General features: G+C 71.0%; 18 protein-coding genes. 7 read left to right on the forward strand and 11 right to left on the reverse strand.

Going from position 1 to position 19,372, the window contains the following annotated elements; all coding sequences use genetic code 11:
* Nucleotides 1-31: 31 nt before the first annotated feature.
* Nucleotides 32-592, reverse strand: a complete 561-nt coding sequence (locus tag ACW0Q9_RS00155; protein ID WP_456177431.1) for a hypothetical protein — start codon at nt 590-592, stop codon at nt 32-34.
* A gap of 115 nt (nt 593-707) precedes the next feature.
* Between ACW0Q9_RS00155 and ACW0Q9_RS00160 the strand changes: the two genes are divergently transcribed.
* Both ACW0Q9_RS00160 and ACW0Q9_RS00165 read left to right on the forward strand, forming a co-directional pair.
* Complete coding sequence (locus ACW0Q9_RS00160) at nt 708-1,079, forward strand: ArsR/SmtB family transcription factor (RefSeq protein ID WP_456177433.1); 372 nt, start codon at nt 708-710, stop codon at nt 1,077-1,079.
* A 166-nt stretch (nt 1,080-1,245) separates the two neighbouring features.
* Complete coding sequence (locus ACW0Q9_RS00165; RefSeq protein ID WP_456177435.1) at nt 1,246-2,229, forward strand: ABC transporter permease; 984 nt, start codon at nt 1,246-1,248, stop codon at nt 2,227-2,229.
* Nucleotides 2,230-2,254: 25 nt separating this feature from the next.
* Here the strand turns inward: ACW0Q9_RS00165 and ACW0Q9_RS00170 are convergent, their stop codons facing one another.
* From ACW0Q9_RS00170 to ACW0Q9_RS00180, 3 genes are all read right to left on the reverse strand, one after another.
* Nucleotides 2,255-2,689, reverse strand: coding sequence for a ChaB family protein (locus ACW0Q9_RS00170; RefSeq protein ID WP_456177437.1), 435 nt, complete (start codon nt 2,687-2,689; stop codon nt 2,255-2,257).
* Nucleotides 2,690-2,713: 24 nt separating this feature from the next.
* Complete coding sequence (locus ACW0Q9_RS00175) at nt 2,714-3,157, reverse strand: phage holin family protein (protein WP_456177439.1); 444 nt, start codon at nt 3,155-3,157, stop codon at nt 2,714-2,716.
* Between the two features lie 173 nt (nt 3,158-3,330).
* On the reverse strand, nt 3,331-3,990 hold the full coding sequence (locus ACW0Q9_RS00180) for a helix-turn-helix transcriptional regulator (RefSeq protein ID WP_456177440.1): 660 nt from the start codon (nt 3,988-3,990) through the stop codon (nt 3,331-3,333).
* Between the two features lie 163 nt (nt 3,991-4,153).
* On the opposite strand from ACW0Q9_RS00180, the gene folE reads away from it, so the two are divergent.
* The gene (gene folE / locus ACW0Q9_RS00185; RefSeq protein WP_456177442.1) at nt 4,154-4,750 is read left to right on the forward strand and encodes a GTP cyclohydrolase I FolE; all 597 of its coding nucleotides are present in this window, start codon (nt 4,154-4,156) and stop codon (nt 4,748-4,750) included.
* Nucleotides 4,751-4,778: 28 nt separating this feature from the next.
* Nucleotides 4,779-6,041: an NAD(P)/FAD-dependent oxidoreductase gene (locus ACW0Q9_RS00190; RefSeq protein ID WP_456177444.1), complete on the forward strand. Its 1,263-nt coding sequence runs from the start codon at nt 4,779-4,781 to the stop codon at nt 6,039-6,041.
* Nucleotides 6,042-6,107: 66 nt separating this feature from the next.
* On the opposite strand, the gene pepN is transcribed toward ACW0Q9_RS00190, so the two are convergent.
* From pepN to ACW0Q9_RS00205, 3 genes are all read right to left on the reverse strand, one after another.
* Nucleotides 6,108-8,561 carry an aminopeptidase N gene (gene pepN, locus ACW0Q9_RS00195; protein WP_456177446.1) on the reverse strand — a complete coding sequence of 818 codons (2,454 nt, stop codon included), beginning with the start codon at nt 8,559-8,561 and terminating at the stop codon, nt 6,108-6,110.
* 35 nt (nt 8,562-8,596) lie between these two features.
* Nucleotides 8,597-9,256, reverse strand: coding sequence for a DUF2306 domain-containing protein (locus ACW0Q9_RS00200; RefSeq protein WP_456177543.1), 660 nt, complete (start codon nt 9,254-9,256; stop codon nt 8,597-8,599).
* Between the two features lie 295 nt (nt 9,257-9,551).
* Nucleotides 9,552-9,965, reverse strand: coding sequence for a DUF2267 domain-containing protein (locus tag ACW0Q9_RS00205; protein WP_456177448.1), 414 nt, complete (start codon nt 9,963-9,965; stop codon nt 9,552-9,554).
* Nucleotides 9,966-10,294: 329 nt separating this feature from the next.
* Between ACW0Q9_RS00205 and ACW0Q9_RS00210 the strand changes: the two genes are divergently transcribed.
* Nucleotides 10,295-11,440 carry a glycerophosphodiester phosphodiesterase family protein gene (locus ACW0Q9_RS00210; RefSeq protein ID WP_456177450.1) on the forward strand — a complete coding sequence of 382 codons (1,146 nt, stop codon included), beginning with the start codon at nt 10,295-10,297 and terminating at the stop codon, nt 11,438-11,440.
* A gap of 71 nt (nt 11,441-11,511) precedes the next feature.
* Here the strand turns inward: ACW0Q9_RS00210 and ACW0Q9_RS00215 are convergent, their stop codons facing one another.
* The 4 genes from ACW0Q9_RS00215 to ACW0Q9_RS00230 form a co-directional block, all read right to left on the reverse strand.
* Nucleotides 11,512-12,894, reverse strand: coding sequence for an ABC transporter substrate-binding protein (locus tag ACW0Q9_RS00215; RefSeq protein ID WP_456177452.1), 1,383 nt, complete (start codon nt 12,892-12,894; stop codon nt 11,512-11,514).
* 48 nt (nt 12,895-12,942) lie between these two features.
* Nucleotides 12,943-13,773 (reverse strand): carbohydrate ABC transporter permease, encoded by an 831-nt coding sequence (locus ACW0Q9_RS00220; RefSeq protein WP_456177454.1) that lies wholly within the window; start codon nt 13,771-13,773, stop codon nt 12,943-12,945.
* Nucleotides 13,770-14,735 (reverse strand): carbohydrate ABC transporter permease, encoded by a 966-nt coding sequence (locus ACW0Q9_RS00225; RefSeq protein ID WP_456177456.1) that lies wholly within the window; start codon nt 14,733-14,735, stop codon nt 13,770-13,772. The genes ACW0Q9_RS00220 and ACW0Q9_RS00225 overlap by 4 nt, the downstream gene beginning before the upstream one ends.
* 150 nt (nt 14,736-14,885) lie before the next feature.
* Complete coding sequence (locus tag ACW0Q9_RS00230; protein ID WP_456177457.1) at nt 14,886-16,244, reverse strand: hypothetical protein; 1,359 nt, start codon at nt 16,242-16,244, stop codon at nt 14,886-14,888.
* 443 nt (nt 16,245-16,687) lie between these two features.
* On the opposite strand from ACW0Q9_RS00230, the gene ACW0Q9_RS00235 reads away from it, so the two are divergent.
* Both ACW0Q9_RS00235 and ACW0Q9_RS00240 read left to right on the forward strand, forming a co-directional pair.
* A complete protein-coding gene (locus tag ACW0Q9_RS00235; RefSeq protein WP_456177459.1) occupies nt 16,688-17,734 on the forward strand; it encodes a LacI family DNA-binding transcriptional regulator in 1,047 nt (348 codons plus the stop codon).
* A 39-nt stretch (nt 17,735-17,773) separates the two neighbouring features.
* A complete protein-coding gene (locus ACW0Q9_RS00240; RefSeq protein WP_456177460.1) occupies nt 17,774-19,369 on the forward strand; it encodes an FAD-dependent oxidoreductase in 1,596 nt (531 codons plus the stop codon).
* Nucleotides 19,370-19,372: the final 3 nt, after the last annotated feature.

Here is a 19,372-nt window from a genome sequence, read left to right on the forward strand (position 1 = left end):
TGACCCCGCGACGTGGCCGGGGCCGGACAGCCTACGGGAGGTCGACGAGCTGCGGTGGCACCTCGCAGGTGAGCCCCACCGAGTTCATCCGGTCGGGGAGCGGCTCGCCGTCGGCGGTCGGCACCACGAAGTGCGGGCGGCGGCCGGCGGCAAGGTCGGCGGCATACCGCTCGCGGGCCTCGACGAGGGTCTCCCAGTCGGCCAGCCACGCGTCAGTCGGTCGGTCGTCCGCCAGCAGGTCGCGGTCCAGGTCGCGCACCTGCGCCACCATCGCGGTCACCGCGGCGTTCTGCGCCCGGATCGCGCGCACCTGCGCGTCGACGGGGGCGCCGGGAGGTGCGGCCTTCGACGCCACGGTGGCATGCATCGTGGCGCAGGCGCTCTCCGCCACGTCGCTGACCGGCGGGTTGTCGATCAACTCGGGCCGGTCGTGGTTCGCGTACGTCCAGAGACCGGCGCAGAACACGACGACGCCCCCGACCGCGATCACGGCGACGAGGACGGCGCCGAGGACCCACCACCCCGCGCTGCCTCGCCGCGACGGGGCGGGCCGGGCGCCGGGGTAGGGCGGGGGTATGGGCGGGTGGCTCACGCCTGCATCGTGTCGTCCCTGTCAAGCGCCGCCGTCGGCCCGATCCGTCCCAGTGCGCGAACTGACACAGTTCGGGTCCTGGTCCAGCCGGCCTGTCGGCCGTGTTGGTGCAACGATGGCAGGCGTGGGAACTGCGAAAACTACAACGCCTGCCATCTCGCCGCTAGCCGGCGAGCCCATCAAACGTGCCGATGCCGAGCGGCTCGCCGGAGTCTTGAAGGCAATCGCCGACCCGGCCCGGCTGCGACTGCTCAGTCTGATCCAGTCCGCTCCGGAGGGGGAGGCGTCGGTGACTGACCTCACCGCGCCGCTCGGGCTCTCCCAGCCGACCGTGAGTCATCATCTTCGGATCCTCACCGAGGCCGGCCTGCTCGAGCGCGAGAAGCGGGGCGTCTGGGCGTACTACCGCCTGGTGCCGTCCGCGATCTCGGCGATCGCCGACCTGTTGACGCCGCCCCGCAAGCGGCCGACCAAAAAGGCTCGCTGAGCGGGCGCACTCCGGTCCACGCCGCCGGCCTGGCGGCGTAGGTCGGCTTTGGCCGGATTCGTTCCCACGGGGTCACCCAGCGTACGGGTGACCGCTACCGTGGTGTACGTCGTCAACCCCGGACGCGGGGTGCTACCGCCCGCGCCGAGCGGAGCGAGGTGCCGGCATGAGTGACCCGAGTACCGCGTCGATCGTCTCCACCCCGCCCGCCACCATGCCGACCGAGGCCGGTTCCGGCGCGCCCACCGACGCCGGTCTGCCGGAGTCGGCCCGGCGGCAGCAGCCGCGCGGCCTGCTCGGTGACGCCTGGCGGGACCTGCGCGGCAAGCCGCTGTTCTGGATCTCGGCGTCGTTCATTCTGGTGTTCCTGCTGATGGCCGTGTTTCCGTCCCTGTTCACCAGCGGCGACGCGGTCAACGGCGACCTGGCCCGCAGCCGCGTCGAGCCGTCGGGCGACGCCTGGTTCGGCTACGACGTGCAGGGCCGCGACGTCTACGCCCGGACCATCTACGGCGCCCGCGCCTCGATCGTGGTGGCCGTGCTCTCCACGCTGTGCACCCTGCTGATCGGTGGGGCGATGGGCATCATCGCCGGCTACCGCGGTGGCTGGGTGGACTCGCTGCTCTCCCGGATCGCGGACATCTTCTTCGGCCTGCCGTTCGTGCTCGGCTCGATCGTCATCCTCACCACGTTCAACGGCTCGGGCAGCGACAACAACGAGTGGCAGATCATGGGCCTGGTCATCATCTCCATGGTGGTGCTCATGTGGCCGGTGGTGATGCGGCTGATGCGCTCCTCGGTGCTCGCCACCAAGGAGGCCGACTACATCGTCGCCGCACGGGCGCTGGGTGCCGGCACCGGCCGGATCATCCTCAAGCACCTGCTGCCGAACTGCCTGGCTCCGCTGCTGGTCTACGGCACGATCATGGTCGGGTCGTTCATCGGCGCGGAGGCCACGCTGTCCTTCCTGGGCATCGGCCTGAAGAGCCCGGTGGTCTCCTGGGGCATCATGATCAGCGAGGCGCAGAACTACATCCGGGTCTCGCCGTTCCTGCTGTTCTTCCCCGCCGCGTTCCTCGTCGCCGCCGTGCTGAGCTTCGTCATGCTCGGCGAGGCGGTCCGCGAGGCCCTCGACCCGAAGCTACGCTGACCGCTCCCGACAGCGCGGTCGTCGGTCACTTCCGCCGGGCCCGGGCGGTGGCCCGGGCGTTGGCCTTCTCGATGGCCCGGACCAGCTCGTCCCGGTCCAGATTCTGCGGATCGTCGACGCCGACCCGGCGGGCCACGTCCTCGAGGTGCCCGGTGCTGGCGTTGGCGTCGACCCCCTGGGCGGTCGGGCGGGTCCGCTCGCGGGAGGCCGGGGTGCCCAGCGCCGCCTGCGGGTCCGACGGCCCCTTGTGTTCCTTGGGCTCCCAGTGGTCGCCGACCTTCTCGTGGGTGTGCTTCAGCGACGCGAACGCCGTGCGGTGCGCCCGCTCCCCGTCGCCGTAGCTCTCCTCGGCCGCCTCCAGCGTCTTCTTGTACGTGCGGACCGCCTTGTCGTCCGAGCGCGCGACGGTCGACGGCACATCGTCGCGCATCTGCTCGGCCTGCTCGTGTTTGTCCGGCATGGCACCCCTCGCTTCCGGTCCTGGTTACCGGCCCAGTTCGTCCCGGGCGGCGTGGGTGCCGGCCGGGACCACCCGGGAGGCGGTCGACGACACCCTGTCCCGCACCTCGTCAGCGAGCCGGGCTGAAGGGCCACCTGCCACACGCAGCTGCTCCAGCCCCATCCGACCGAAAACCGCCGCGGTGGCCAGGTAGCCCGCGGTGAGGCCCGCGGAAGCCAGCCGGCGAGGCAGGAACGCCTCCAGCATCCGCAGGACCGTGGTGGACGCGGCACCGGCGCCCAGGACCAGGCAACCGCCCGCGGCAGCCAGCAGCACGATCCCCAGCCCGGCCGGTCGAGCCGCCTCGGTCAGCTGCCCGCGGACGGCGTGGATCTCCTCGCGGACGACGTCCGCCACGTCCTGCGCCAGACGGTCCGTCGGGCTGCCGCTACGCCCACCCCGGCCCGAATACCCGATCGCGTCGCTCATGCGCGCCTCCCCCTGAGCTGGTGCACGGGCCCTGCGGGTACCCGGAGGGGCGGGCCGCACACCGCAGCGACCGCCTTTCCTCCATCGCCCGGCAACCTTCGCGCAGGGCTGATGGGTGCCAGGTGCCGCGCGGTCCGCAGCTCACGGTGACCGGCGCCTGTCCGGAGGCGCGCCTACCGGTCCGGTACGCCGTCCAACCGGACGCAGCAGGCGCCGGGACGTGGCGCGAGCCGGGGCAGCAGGTCGGCACGGCCGGCAGCGTCGACCATGCCGGCGAGGAACGCGTGGTTGAGCCCGCACACCAGGGCGGTCTGCCGGCTGGCGAGGGCGTGGAACGGACAGTTGCGCAGCAGCACATGGTCGTTGAGCGTCTCGGGTTCGAAGCCGAGACCGTCGAGCACGGCGACGAGGTCCTCGCCGGCGTCGCGTACCCGTGCTCCGATCTCCCGGCCCCGCTGCCGGGCGTGCCGCCGTGCCGCCTCGGGGGCGTCGTGCGGGTCGTCGGCGACCGCGTCGGCGAGGATCTCGGCGATGAGTTCGTAGCGCCGCTCGGGAACGGTGATCGCCACGCCGTCGCCCGCCGCCTCGTAGACCTTCGGCGTCCGGCCACGCCCGCGGGGCTGGTCGGCCGGTGTCTCGTAGCGGGCCCGCAGCAGCCCGGACTCGACGAGCTTGTCGAGGTGGAACGCGGTGAGGTTGCGCGACATGCCGTGCGCCTCGGCCGCCTCCTCCCGGGTGACGGGGTGGTCGGCCCGGCACACGTAGTCGTACAGCGCCCGTCGGGACCGGTCGACGAGCGCGGCCATCGCGCTCCAGCGCTCCCCCGTGCTCACGGCTCCGAGATTATCACCAGCATTCGCTATTGAAATTCTGGGCGCGCTGGGGCAGCATGATCGATAACACCAATGAGCGTTGGTGGAAATCCCCTTCGGGGTCCCGTGCGACCGATCGGGCCGGGCATCCGGGCTTCCCCAGCGAAGACAAGGAGAGCTGCTGATGGGCATCGCCGCACTGCACGTGCAGCACCAGCGCCCCCGCCGCGACCCGGCCGCCGCCGAACGGGCGGCGGCGGAGTTCCTGGCCGCGCTCGGCGTGGACCTCTCCGCCGACGGGCTCGCCGACACCCCGGGCCGGATGGCCCGCGCCTACGCCGAGCTGCTCACCCCGCGCGAGTTCCAGCTGACCACCTTCGACAACGACGAGGGCTACGACGAGCTGGTGCTGGCCCGGGCCATCCCGATCCGATCGGTCTGCGAACACCACCTGCTGCCGTTCGTCGGCGTCGCCCACGTCGGCTACCTGCCCGGCGAACGCATCCTCGGGCTGTCCAAACTGGCCCGGGTCGTCGAGCTGTTCGCCCACGGCCCGCAGGTCCAGGAGCGCCTGACCAAACAGATCGCCGACTGGCTGACCAGCCACCTGCGCCCGCGCGGGGTCGGTGTGGTCATCGAAGCGGAACACCTCTGCATGACGCTGCGCGGCGTCCAGGCCGTCGGCAGCAGCACCATCACCTCGACCCTGCTCGGCACCCTGCGCGACGACCACCGCTCGCGCGCCGAGTTCTTCACCCTGGCCGGGGTCGGCCCCCGCTGATCGACGTACCCCGAAAGGAGCTGGACCGATGTCGAAAACCGGCACGTTCGTGATCGTGGGCGCCGGGCTCGCCGGCGCGCGGGCCGCGCAGACGCTGCGGGAGGAGGGCTTCGACGGCGGCGTCGTCGTGATCGGCGACGAGCCCGAGCGACCGTACGAGCGGCCACCACTGTCCAAGGGCCTGCTGACCGGCGGCGCCGAACCCGACAGCGTGTACGTGCACGAGGCCGGGTGGTACGCCGAGCACGACGTCGACCTGCGCACCGCCGCCCGCGCCGTCGCCGTCGACCGGTCCGTCGGGGAGGTCCGGCTCGCCGACGGCCAGCACATCCGGTACGACAAGCTGCTGCTGACCACCGGCGCCACGCCCCGCGACCTCGCGGCGCCCGGCGTCGGCCTGGACGGGGTGCTGCGGCTGCGTACCCTTGCCGACAGCCGCCGCATCGGCGCGGCGCTGGTCGACGGCGCGCACATCGTGATCGTCGGAGCGGGGTGGATCGGCCTGGAGGTCGCCGCCGCCGCCCGGCAGCGCGGCGCCACCGTCGACGTCGTCGAGACGGCCGCGCTGCCGCTGCGCCGGGTGCTCGGCGACGAGATCGCCCGGGTGTTCGCCAACCTGCACCGGGACCACGGCGTCACGTTCCACTTCGACGCCGAGGTCCGCGAGATCCGCGGCACCGGTCGCGTCTCCTCGGTCCTCCTGGCCGACGGCACCGACCTGCCCGCCGACGCCGTGGTGGTGGCCGTGGGCGTACGGCCGAACACCGAACTGGCGACGGCGGCCGGCCTCGCCGTCGAGAACGGAATCCTCGTCGACTCCTCCCTGCGCACCGCCGACCCGGACATCCACGCCGCCGGTGACGTGGCCAACGCCTACCACCGCGTGTTGCGCCGGCGCCTGCGCGTCGAGCACTGGGCCACCGCGCTCCACGGCGGCGCCGCGGCGGCCCGATCCATGCTCGGACAGGAAGTCAGCCACGACGACCTGCCCTACTTCTACACCGACCAGTACGACCTGGGCATGGAGTACGTCGGACACGCCCCGCCCGGGGCGTTCGACCGGGTCGTCGTCCGCGGCGACGTCGCCAAGCGCGAGTTCATCGCCTTCTGGACCGCCGACGGGCGGGTGCTGGCCGGCATGAACGTCAACGTGTGGGACGTCGTCCCGTCGATCCGGCGGCTCGTCGCGGCGGCTCACCCGGTCGACCTCGCCCGACTGGCCGACCCCGACGTGCCGCTCGACGAGCTGCAGCCGCCACCGGCGGCCGCACCCCGGATCTCGCCGGAATGACAACGTCCGTCGTCCACGCCGAAGGTCGGTCGCCGGCGCGCCGATTGCCGGCAGGCGCTCGGCGTCCTACCCGCGTCGAGCCCGCAGCATCCGGCGCAGCTCGTCGACGCGCTCCCGCACGTTCTTCGACACCAGGGCGCTGACGCCCGCGCGATCCGCCGTCTCCTCTAGCCGGTCGGCCACCGACCCGTCCACCCCGACCGCCGGGAACATCCCCGACGACAACACCAGCGCCCACAGCATGCCGCCCTCGTGCATCGAGGGCACCGCCGCGATGTAGGCGTCCGCGAAGGGACGGAGCACGTCTCCCGCTGACGGGCGCCAGAAGGCACGACCCGCCTCCCGCATCATCCCCGCAGGCACCCGCCGCTGCTCGACCAGCGTCTCCCAGGCTGCCTGCTTGGCCTCTGGAGTGGGTTGCGCCGCCCGCACCAGCAGGGCCTTGATCCAGGCGTCGGGATTGGGGTCCGCGCGCTCCAGGGCGTCGACCTCGGCCAGATCGACCCTCCCGAGTTCGGCCAGCCGGGACAACCTTCGCCACCTCAGGTCCGGCGTGGTCGCCCGCTCCTCGAGCTGCGACAACTGCTGCGGCGTGGTGGCGGTCCGGGCCAGCGTTCGCAGCGCGACCTGCTCCCGGGCCGGATCAGCGGCCAGGGCGAGACAGGCGTCCGCGATCGAGGCGAGCAGCGCGTTCCGGGCGCTGTCCGGCGACCAGTACTCCCCCGCCCGCACCGCGAGCGTCAACAGCGGCTCCAGAACCGCGTCCGTCGACTCCCGCAGCAGCGCCCCGGTGGCACAGCGAACGAAGTCCTCGGTGGTGACCTCCCCGGTGGTGAGCATGTCCCAGACCGTGGTCACCGCCAGCATCCGCGCCATCGCGGTCGGAAGTACGCCGGAGCGGTCGACCAGGGTGCGGAGGGCCGAGGGCTCCGGCCGGACCGAGGCGAACGTCAGGTCGTCGTCGTTGAGCAGAACGAGATCCGCCTGGTCGAGCGAGAGCGGGGTGAGCTCTCCGCGGACCTCCACGGGGACGGACCCGCGGAGCGTGAAGGCGTCCTCCCGGCGGTCGTACAGCCCGATCCGCAGCACATGCGGTCGCGGCTCGGCCCGGTCGGGTCCGACCGCACGGAGTGCCACGGTGTCGCCATGGCGCTCCAGCGTGAGCCGGTCGGTCCCCGAGGTCTCCAGCCAGGTCTTGCGCCAGGACGCCAGGTCGCGCCCGCTCACGCTCTCGAGTTCCGCGAAGAGGTCCTCCAGCGTGGCATTCCCCCAGACGTGCTTGCGGAAGTACGCCCGCAGCCCCTCGACGAACCGGTCTTCACCGACGTACGCGACGAGCTGCTTGAGCACGCTCGCACCCTTGGGATAGGTGATCGCGTCGAAGGTGGCGGCGGCCGCGTCGGTGTCGGCGATCGGCTGCCTGATCGGATGCGTGGTCGGGGCCTTGTCGGCGAGGTAGGCGGACTGCTTGTCGTTCGCGAGGAACGTGGTCCAGATGCCGGTGAACTCCGTGGCGTTCGCCGCGGACCAGGCACAGGCCCAGTCGGCGAAGGACTCGTTGAGCCACAGGTCGTCCCACCAACGCATCGTCACCATGTCGCCGAACCACATGTGCGCCATCTCGTGCAGCAGGACCTGGGCCCGCAGCTGCCGCTCCACGAACGTGGGCGGCTCCCGGTAGACGAAGACGTCCGACCACGTCACGCAGCCGTAGTTCTCCATGGCACCGCCGAACTCGGGCATGAACACCTGGTCGTAGCGGCGCTGCGGGAACGGCAACATGAACCGCTCCCCGTAGAAGGCCAGCCCTGCCGCCGTGATGGCGAACAACTCCTCCGCGTCCCGCTCGAGCATCGACGCCAGCGACCTGCGCGCGTACAGGCCCAGGTCGTAGCCGCCTCGCGACGCGCGCAGCTCGTGGAGCGGTCCAGCGTTGACGACCGGGATGTACGTCGACATCGGTGGCGTGTCCGGGAAGGCCCAGGTCCGGGCACCGTCCGACGGTTCACTCACCGTGGCGTCACCGGAGTTGCTCAGCACCGTCCAGTCGGCCGGCGCGGTGACGGTGATCGCGAAGGGCGCCTTCAGGTCGGGCTGGTCGAAGCAGGCCCAGGCCCGGCGGGCGTCGTCGGGCTCGAAGGTCGTCCAGACGTAGACCAGGCCATCCGACGGGTCGACCGCACGGTGCACCCCCGACCCACGGTCGGTCTGGCGCTGCACGGACGTGACGACGAGAGTGTTCCGCCCGGTCAAGCCGGCCAGGACGATGCGGCCGTCCCGGACGCTGTCCGGGCCGATCGACTCGCCGTTGAGCGTGGCCGCTTCGACCTCGGCGACACAGTCGACAAACGTCTCCGAGCCGGGCGTCCGGCAGCGAAAGGTGATTCTCGAGGTCGCGCGGAACTCATCCCCCGTCAGCATGCCGGTGAGGTCGACGTCGACGTCGTACCTCTCGACCTCGAGCAGCGCGGCACGTTCGCGCGCCTCATCCTGCGTCAGACTGGCTGCTGCCCCCGCCATGTTGTGCCCCTCTCGCGTCCTCGATCGCCCAAACGCTATGGCGCGGCGAGGATGCCTGTCGAGGCCGTTTGTCCCGGGGCAGAACCGCTCGCTCCGTGTGGGACGCCACGGAGGGGCTTGGCCGGCCGTCTGCGCAGCGCCCACTCGACGACGGCCAGGTTGATCACCCAGCCGGCCGTCATCAGCAGCACCCGCACGAGCCCGCCCGGCTGACCGGCCAGCAGCATCCAGGGCAGGTGGGTCAGCACCTGGGTGCCCGCGCCGAGTCCGATTGCGTAGCCGCGGGCCATCCAGGCGCGGTGGCGGGCGATGTCCCGACCCCGGACGGCGGCGACGCCGAGGACGATGCAACAGACCATGGCCGTGCCGAAGACGAGCCGGATCGGGGTCACCAGCACGTCGTCGGCGGGCGGTCGCGGATAGAACAGCGCCATCCACAGGCCCGACAGGGCGGCGGCGAGCCCGCAGGGGATCAGCAACCGGCCGGTGGTGCGGTGCCAGCCGGGCCGGCGGCGGCGGAGGTTCGGGGCGAACTGGAACGCGCCCAGGAGGCAGTACAGGCTGGCGCCGATGATGTGCACCAGCACGGGTGCGGGCGAGGCGAAGAACCGGGCGTTGTCCGGGGTGACCGTCGCACCGCCGGCCAGCTCGGCGGTGCGGGCGGCACCGGCGATCACGGGAACGGCGCTGAGCATGATCAGGCCGACGGGTACCAGCCATTCTCGTCTGGCCGAAGTGGTCACGGCACGTCCCTTCGTCTTCTGGTCCTCGGCGCAGTTGGCGACACCGCCCCCGGCGAGCAGGTGTACGGCGTACACCTACGACGAGAGTAGGGTGTACGCCGTACACCGTCAAGGGCGCCACCGTGTCGCAACCGCTTCAAGGGAGGGGCGACGGCCATGGCCCAGCGGATGGATGCGCCGGCCGGCCGGCTGCTCACCAGACAACCGGCCGGCCGGCACTCCTGCTCCCCTCTCGACGGTGCGCGTGCTACGAGCCGGGGCGCCGCCCACCGCCGGCACCCACCGGTTCGATCGCCTGCCGGAACTCCTTCGGAAGCTGGGCCACCGCGTTCTCGAACTCGTCGCGGGTGACGGCCTCACGCAGCGTGGTGAGCACCGCGCCGACGCCGGCATCGGCGAGCGCACGGTCGACCTCCGGGCGATCCGCCACCCGCTGCACGAAATCGTCGAACCCGAGCGACGCCTTGACCTGGTCCTGTCTGAGCGGTTTGCGCAGGCAGTCGTCAAGCCCGCCGGGAAGCTGGTAGGCAAGGTTCTCGGCCTGGCCGGCACTGATCCGATCTGCCAATGCCTCCAACGTCGCGCGGGTGACGGTGGCCGCCTGATCGGTGGACACCTTCGCCCGCGTGGCCACTGCATTGATGAAGTCCTGGTACTCCAACTGAATCTCCTCCCACCGGATCCGGTCGAACCCCCAGTTACGGAACTCTGACCTCATTCGCGCTCAGGTTCATATCGGCGTGCCTTGCCGACAGCCTCCCGTTAACGGCGGGTGAGCCTGCCTCATCCGGATCAGGTGAGCTGCTGACGAAGCGCCGGATTGACCCGGAAGTGGCGCCTCGCGTGAGCGGCACGCACATTGCGCTGGTGATTCGCCAGCTGGATCTCGGTTAGAGTCCGCGGTGGCCGGCGGCGTCGGCACCGGTCTCAGGGAGTTCTTGCATGAGCACGAGTCCGTCATCAAGGCCCGGCCTTCAGGCAGGGCCGGCGGTGCCCGTTCCCCGGGAGGGCACCACACCGTCGGTCAGCCGTAACGGCAGGCGCGCCGCGACGTATGCGCACCGGGGATCGTCGGGGACGGCGCCGGAGAACACCGCGGCTGCCTTCGAGCGCGCGATCGCCGGGGGCGCCGACTACGTCGAGACCGACGTGCAGCTCAGCGCCGACGGGGAGCTGGTGATCATCCACGACGTGACGCTCCCCCGCACCACCGACGCCCGGCTGGCATTCGCGGACCGGGCGCCCTGGAACGTGCACGACTTCACCCTCGCCGAGCTGAAGAAGCTTGACGCCGGGGGCTGGTACGAGGCCGAGTTCCGCGGCCAGCAGATCCTCACCTTCGACGAACTGCTCGACCTGGTCGGGGGACGGATCGGCCTGAACCTGGAGCTGAAGTCGCCCGCGGTGAATCCCGGGCTGGCGCGGGCGGTCGTCGCCCGGCTACGCCGGCGTCGGGACTGGATCGAGCCGGGCGCAGGCCGACAGCCGCTGATCGTCGGGTCCTTCGACGAGCCGGCCCTCCGGGACTTCCACACCCAACTGCCCGACGTCCCGGTCTCGCTGATCACCTACGACGTGCCGGCGGGCGGGCGGCTGACGGACCTCGCCGGCTGGATCTTCTCGGTCAACCCGGACATCCGCCGGCTACGGCCCGAGGACGCGGCCCGGGTCATCGAGGCGGGCATGGCCCTGGTGCCGTGGACGGTCGACTCGCCGGAGCTCTGGCGGTGGGCCCTCGACCTCGGCGTCGACGGCATGATCACCAACTACCCGTACGCCCTGCGGGACATGCTGAGCGGCCTCGACCACGTGCCCGGTGCGGCGGGCGTGGTCGTCGAGGACATCAGCTACCACTCCCCCGGCGTGCACGTCGTCCTGCGCAACGTCTCCGACCAGCCGGTGGACGTCAGCGGCTGGTACCTGCGCAACCAGGCGTCCGACCGGATCGTGGTGGGCGACGGCTACGTCATTCCACCCGGCGGGCGGCTGCGGGTGCACACCGGGCCGGGCACCGACGACGCGACCACCTACCACAACGGGCGCACCACCGCGGTCTGGAACGGCACGAGCGGCGACTCCGCCGGGTTGCACCGCGCCGACGGCACCATCGTGGACCTCTACGCCTACATCATCTGAGCGGAAGAGGGGCCGGCTCCGTAGAGCCGGCCCCTCTTCGCCGAGGCGTTCCCTCGGCGGTGGTGCGGTGGTCAGCTGACCGACTTGTTGTAGCTGTCGATCGCGGCCTGCACGCTAGCCGCGGCGTCCTTCATGGCCTGGTCGGCCGGCTTGCTACCGACGATCGCCGCCTCCAGGCCGTCCTCGGCCGCCTTGCGGGCCTGCGGCATCACGCCGAGCAGACAGCCGGCCGAGGCGACCGACGGCGGCAGCGCGTGCAGCTGGTCCACGGCGGTCTTGAACTGCGGGTACTGCGCCACCCAGTCCTTGTCGATCTGCTCGTCGAGCGCCTTGGCGTTGACCGGCACGTACCCGGTGCCGGTGTGCCACTTGGCCTGCTGGTCCGCGCGCACGGCGAACTTCACGAACTCCCAGGCGGCCCGCTTCTCCTTGTCGCTGTGCCCGACGCCGTTGATCCACAGCGAGGCGCCACCGATGATCGGCCCGCCCGTCGCCGAGCTGCTCGCCTTCGGGTACGGCGCGGTGAGCACGGTGAACTTGCCCTTGGCCGCGTCGATGTAGCCACGCATGGCGCCCGTGGACTCCAGGTGCATCGCCACCGTGCCGGCCTTGAAGGCGGCCTGGGCGTCGTCGGTCTTGCGGCCGGTGTTCGTCGCGTAGCCGCCCTTCACCAGGTCGGCCCACCACTGCGCGACGCGCACGCCGGTCTCCTGGTCGAACTGCACCTTCGTGGCGAGGCCCTTGCGGCCGTTGCCGTTGTCGCAGTACTCCTTGCCGTCGGTGGCGATCAGCTGCTCCACCAGCCAGCCGTAGATGGCGGCGCCGAAGCCGTACTGGACGGTCTTGCCGCCGGCGTCCTTGACGGTCAACTTCTTCGCCATCTCCCCGATCTCGTCGAGGTTCTGCGGCGGCTTCGTCGGGTCGAGGCCGGCCTTCACGAAGGCTTCCTTGTTGAGGTAGAGCAGCGGGGTGGAGGTGTTGAACGGCATCGACTGGAGCTTGCCGTCGATCGAGTAGTAGTTGGCGATGTTGGGTTCGATGTCGCCGGCGTTGAACTTGTCCTTGTCGATGAACTTGTACATCGGCACGGTCTGCTTCGAATCGACCATGAAGCGGGAGCCGATGTCGTAGATCTGCACCAGCGCCGGGGTGTTCTTCTGCTGCACCGAGGCCTTGTACTTCGCGATCGTCTCGTCGTAGTTGCCCTGGAAGATGGGCTTGACCTCGACCTTGCCGCCGCTCTGGGCGTTGAAGTCGGCGACCAGCTTGTCGATCGCCGCGGCGTTGGCGCCCTTCATCCCGTGCCAGAACTCGATGGTGGTCTTGTCGGTGGCCTTCTCGAGCACCTCCGCGCCGGGCGCTTCGAGCGCGTCCTTGCCGGAATCGGTGCCGGACCCGGAATCACCGCACGCCGTCAGGGCGGCGGCGGCTACCAGGGCGACGAATGCCGTCATGCTCCGGCGGAGCCTGGGGTGTCTCACGGGTTCTCTCCTCTTCACGAGTTAACGCAGCGCGCCGGCGGTGAGGCCGCGAACGATGTAGCGCTGGCCGAAGAGCACGACGGCCAGCGTGGGAAGCAGGGACAGCGCGACGCCGGCGAGGACCAGGCCCGGTTGCGCCACCTCGGCGTCGTTGAGCTGGGAGATGCCGATCTGCAGCGTCTGGAACCGGGAGTCGCGGATCAGGATCAGCGGCCAGAAGTACTGGTTCCACGCCGAGAGGAAGACGTAGACCCCGACCGCCGCGATCGACGGCTTGGACAGGGGCACGATGACCCGCCACAGCAGGCGCCAGTGACCGCAGCCGTCGATCACCGCGGCGTCCCGCAGCTCGGTCGGGAACTGCAGGAAGGCCTGACGCAGCAGGAACGTGCCGAACGCCGAGGCGAGGAAGGGCAGCACGAGACCGAGGTAGGTCAATCCACCCCGCGCCAGACCCCAGCCGGAGATGGCCAGGTAGTTGGGGATGATGATCGCCTCCCACGGCACCATGAGGGTGGCGAGGAACAGCGCGAAGGTCGCCGCCTTCGCCGGCAGGCGGAGGAACGCGAAGGCGTACGCGGCCAGGACGCTGGTGACGATCTGGGCCACCGTGATGGCACCGGCCTGGACGGCGGAGTTGATGTAGAAGCGACCGAGCGGCACCGCGCGGAAGACGTCGCTGATGTTCTGCCAGTGGAGCTCATGCGGCACCAGCGCGGGCGGGTAGGTCGCCAGGTCGCCGGGGCCCATCACGGCGCCGACGAAGCCGTAGTAGATGGGGAACAGGACCGGGATCGCGGCCAGGCCCAGCACGACGTAGACGGCGGCTGTGCCGAAGCTGAACTTTTTCATCGGTAGTGGACCCGCCGCTCGAGGATGCCGAACTGGACGGCCGTGCAGCCGAGCATGACGACCAGCAGCACGACGGCCTGAGCGCTGGCTGATCCGAAGTCGGAGGACCCGAAGGCGAACGCCTTCTCGTAGATCGAGTAGACAAGCGTCGTCGTGGCCTGGTCCGGGCCGCCCCTGGTCAGGATGTGGATCTGTCCGAAGCTCTGCAACGCGTGGATGGTGGACACCACGACGAGGAAGAACAGCTGTGGTGAGAGCAGCGGCACGGTGATCCGGGAGGCCAGCCGCCAGCCGGTCGCGCCGTCGAGCCGCGCCGCCTCGACCACCTCGGGCGAGATCGCCGCGACGCCGGCGGAGAGCACGAGGACGTTGTAACCGAAGTTCATCCACACCGTCGCGGCGCAGACGGCGGGCAGCGCGATCGACGGGTCGGTGAGCCAGTTGACCCGGTCGATCCCGAGGGATCCGAGCAGGCCGTTCGCCACGCCGATCGCCGGGTTGTAGATGACGGCGAAGACGACCGACGCGGTCGCCACCGAGAAGGCGAACGGCAGCGCGAACGCGGTGCGCAGCACCCGTACGCCGCGGATGCGCGCCTCCAGCAGCAGCACCACGAACAGCGCGCCCAGGACGGCCGGCACGACGGAGAACAACGTGAACAGGCCTGTGGTGGCCAGCACCTTGCCGAACTCGGCGGACAGCATCTCCCGGTAGTGCTCGGCGCCGACGTAGACCGACGGGGCGCCGAAGAGGTCGTTGCCGTGCACGGACAGGTAGAGGGTGCGCCCCAGCGGCCAGAACACGAACAGGGCGAAGACCACGACCGACGGCAGCAGCAGCAGCCACCTGAGGCCGGACTCGGCGAAGCGCGCGGGGTCCCTTCGTCTGGCGGTGGAGCGTGTGGACTCTGTGGTCGGCGCGCGGCCATCCGGTGGGGCGCTGACGGTAAGCGGGGGCGGCACGGCAGCACAGTACCAACGGCATAGACCGAAAGAAATCCTTCCGCGCGGAACCCGGAGCTGGAAGTTCTTTCCGGCGGTGGGCGCCTTCCTCCGCTGGGCGGGACGTGCCCGAGGGTGGTGCCCCGCCGGTCGGCGGGGCACCACCGGCGACTAGTTGCTTCCCTCGTCGTGCGGGACGGTGACGGTGACGGTGCAGCCGACCGGTCGTCCGATCTCGTCGTGACCGGCGTACGTGAGGTGGTACACCCGGTCCCCGCCGTTCCCGGCCCGTTCGGCCCGCAGCTGGCCGCTCGTGTCCGGCGCACCGGTGGCGAAGCCGCTGATGTCCGCGGCGTCACCCCCGGTCACGCCGGTCAGGGTGAACGCGTGCGGGCCGAGCACGCCGTCGTGCAGGTCCACGGTCACGTTGACGTCGACCAGCTCGTGGTTCGGCGGCCACAGGACCGGCCGGTCCGCCACACAGTCGAGCTGCCGCGCCGGCAGCGGGTCCGCCAGGGTGGCGGTGGCGTGCCCGATGGTCGCGGTGAGCCGGCCGCCGGCCTCGTAGTACATGTGCGCGGTCCGCCCGTCGAAGTAGAACGTCGGCGCGGCCGAGCGGCCGAGGTCGGGCGCGGCGGACATCGAGTCGTGCACCATGCCGAGGTGGACCTCCTGGTCGAAGTCCTCCCCCACGTCCACCGCGTGCATGTTGCCGTCGGCGGCGTGGTAGATCACCAGGTTGCGGTCGTTCCACCGCAGGAAGAACGGTCCCGAGGCGTTCGGGCCTTCGATGCCCTGCGGGGTGACGATCGGTTCGGGCTGCATGGCCCAGTTGCGCGCGTCGTTCGAGACCGCCCAGCGGATCCGGCGGGACACCGGCCCGGTGGGGCCGGGCGCCCCACCCGTGGGATTGTCCATGAAGACCATCAGGTAGCGCGTGCCCAGGCGGGGCACGGACTGTTCGAACACCCGGGCGTAGGAGGTCTCCCCGCCGGTCGTCTCGTTGCGGCTGACCGCGGTGCCGCCGTAGCTGAAGTGGATGCCGTCGTCGGAGGTCGCGTACCGGGTGATCGAGTTCTCGCCGTGGAAGTAGAGGAAGAGCTTGCGCTCGCCCTCGATCCACACGGCGTGCGGTGAGGAGATGTGGCTGACGGTGGTGTAGTACGGCAGCCAGGTGTTGCCGATCAGCGGGTTCGCGTCGTACTCGGTCCACGGGCCGTCGATCGAGTCGGCGTACGCCAGGGCGATCCCGCCGGGACGCTCGTGCGGCGCGTAGTACAGGTAGTAGGTGCCGAGCGGGTTGGGGAAGTAGTCGGCGGCCCGGATGACACTCGGGAAGATGAACTCGTTCGTCGGGTTGTAGGCGAGGGTGCTCTTGTCGAACGCGGTCCCCTGGTAGGCGAACTGGGGGAAGTCGAGGCCGGGATCGGCGGCGGCCGGCGCGGCACCGGCCATGGCGGCGACGAGCAGGCCGGCACTGGCGGTCGCCAGGACGGCGCGTCGGGACGACGGGGCGGATGGTCTCGTCATGCGGCTTCCTCTTCTGTCGGTTCGATCGGACGCTGTGGACGGCTCGCGAGCGACGGCGCCGGGCACGGGGCCGGCCAGGCGGGCACAAGACGGCGCGCCCGGCCGTCGGCGGCCGAGCGGCTTGGGGTGACTCTCAGTAAGAACACAGGGGACATCGATCGGCGGAGGCCCTGCGGCGCCGCCGAGCTAATACGTATTAGCATCTATGTTTCTCGAATGTTGCGCGCCCGGCGGGGTTCCTGTCAAGAGGCGGTCCGGCACTCCGCCAATCCGCCTGGCCGCGAACGAAGCCACCGGAGGGCTCGACCGCTAATGCGCATTACTCCAGCGGGTTCATCCCGTCGAAATCTTGCGGCCACCTCTTGACACGGGCCGGTCCACCCGCCAGGCTCCTTCCCATCGCCGAGCGCTAATACGCATTAGCCGCACCGGAAGGACCCGACGTGACCGCTCCCCCCAGACGCGTCACCCAACGTGACATCGCGCGCATGGCCGGTGTCAGTCAGGCGACCGTGTCGCTGGTGCTCAACAACCGGACCGACGCCGAGGTGCGCATCGCCCCGGAGACCCGGGACCGGGTGTTGCGGGTCATCGCCGAGACCGGGTACGCGGCCGACCCCGTGGCCCGCCGCCTCGCCTCGCGGTTCAACCGGATCATCGGCGTCTTCACCTACGAGCCCGCCTTCCCCAGCGGCAGCCGGGACTTCTTTCACCCGTTCCTGCTCGGCATCGAGGAGTACGCCGAGCGGGTCGGCTGCGACCTGCTGCTGTTCACCAGCGCGCCGGTGGTGGACGGTCGGCGACGCATCTTCCACCAGGACAACCGGCTACGCCTGGCCGACGGCTGCATCCTGCTCGGGCGCGAGATCCCCGGCGCGGAGCTGCACCGGCTCAACGGTGACGGCTACCCGTACGTCGCCGTCGGGCGCCGCGACGACGCCGGCGGGCCGGTCCCCTACGTCGGCGCCGACTACACCTCCGCGGTGGCCCGGCTCGTCGAGGCGGCGCTGCGGCGCGGTCACCGCCGCCTCACGTACGTGGGCATGGGCATGACGGCCGAGTCCTCGCAGGACCGGCGCCAGGGTTTCGTGGCCGCCGCGACCACCGCGGAGAGCGCCCGCCAGGTGTCCGCGGTGCCCGGGGCGGCCGACGCGACCCTCGACGACCTGCTGGCCGACGGCAGCACGGTGGCCTTCGTGGAGGACTTCGCCACGGCGGTGGCGCTGGAGTCGGCCGCCCGCCGGCGCGGCCTGACCGTGCCCGGCGACCTGTCGATCGTGACCCTCGGGGACCCGACCGTTCCCGTCCCCACCGACATCCTGTTCACCGGGTTCCGCATCCCCCGCGAGGAGATGGGCCGGCAGTCGGTCGAGGTGCTGACCGGCGTCATCGACGGCAGCGCCGGCGGCCTCCAGCAGCGACTTCTCCCCTGCGAACTCGTCGAGGGCAGCACTCTCGGCACCCCTGATCCGGCGGTCGACCGACGCTGAGCGGTCGGCCGCGCAACTGGAAGGAAGCAAGTGGCAATCATGCGTGCGGACGTCCTCGTCGTCGGGGGCGGACTGGGCGGTGTCGCCGCGGCGCTCGCCGCGGCCCGGGCCGGCCGGTCCGTCATCCTGACCGAGGAGTTCGACTGGCTCGGCGGGCAGCTCACCAGCCAGGCCGTCCCGCCGGACGAACACTCCTGGATCGAGCTGTTCGGCGCCACCGCCAGCTACCGGGCGCTGCGCGACGGCATCCGCGACTACTACCGTCGCCACTACCCGTTGACCGAACGGTCCCGGGCCTGGCGCGACCTCAACCCGGGCGCGGGTTGGGTGAGCCGCATCTGCCACGAGCCGCGGGTGGCCGTCGCCGTCCTCGAACAGATGCTCGCCCCGTACCGCGGTGCGGGCCAGCTGCGGGTGCTGCAGCCGTACCGGCCGGTCGCCGCCGAGACCGACGGGGACCGGGTGACCGGGGTGACGCTGGCGCACCGCGACCGGGACGAGCGGATCGACGTCGTCGCGCCGTACGTCCTGGACGCCACCGAGACCGGCGAGTTGCTGCCGCTGACCGGCACCGAGTACGTCACCGGGTTCGAGTCGCAGGCCGAGACCGGTGAGCCGAGCGCCCCGGCCGAGGCGCAGCCCATGAACATGCAGGCGGTGTCGGTCTGCTTCGCCATCGACCACGTCGACGGTGATCACACCATCGACCGCCCGGCGGGGTACGACTTCTGGCGCGACTACAAGCCCGACTTCTGGGGTGACCGGCTGCTGTCCTGGAAGTCGCCGCACCCGCGCACGCTGGAGATCGTCGAGCGCAGCTTCACCCCCAACCCGGACGACGACCCGTTGACCGTCAACGCCGACCAGCGCGTCAACCCGGGTGACGGCAACCTGTGGACGTTCCGGCGGATCGCCGCGCGGCGCAACTTCACCGACGGCGCGTACGGCAGCGACATCACGCTGGTCAACTGGCCGATGATCGACTACTTCGAGGGTCCGGTCATCGACGTGCCGAACGCGTCGTGGCACCTGGCCAAGGCGCGCGAGCTGTCGTACTCGGTGCTCTACTGGCTGCAGACGGAGGCGCCCCGGCCCGACGGCGGCACCGGTTTCCCCGGCCTGCGGCTGCGCGGCGACGTGACCGGCAGCTCCGACGGCCTGGCCCAGGCCCCGTACATCCGCGAGTCCCGCCGGATCCGGGCCGAGTACACCGTCGTCGAGCAGGACCTGTCCCTGGCGGTACGGGGCGACCACGGCGCGGTCAGCTACCCGGACGCGGTGGGCGTGGGCATGTACCGGATCGACCTGCATCCGTCGACCGGCGGCGACAACTACATCGATGTCGGCTCGTGCCCGTTCGAGATCCCGCTCGGCGCGCTGATCCCGCGGCGGATGGAGAACCTGCTGCCGGCCGGCAAGAACATCGGCACCACCCACGTCACCAACGGCAGCTACCGGCTGCACCCGGTCGAGTGGAACGTCGGCGAGGTCGCCGGCCTGCTCGCCGACTTCTGTCTGGCGCGGGGCGAGTCTCCGCGTGCGGTCCGCAACACCCCCCGTCTGCTGGCCGACTTCCAGGACCGCCTGACGGCGGCCGGCGTGGAACAGCGCTGGCCGCAGATCGCGGGCTACTGAACA

This window comes from Micromonospora sp. I033 (assembly GCF_053890995.1).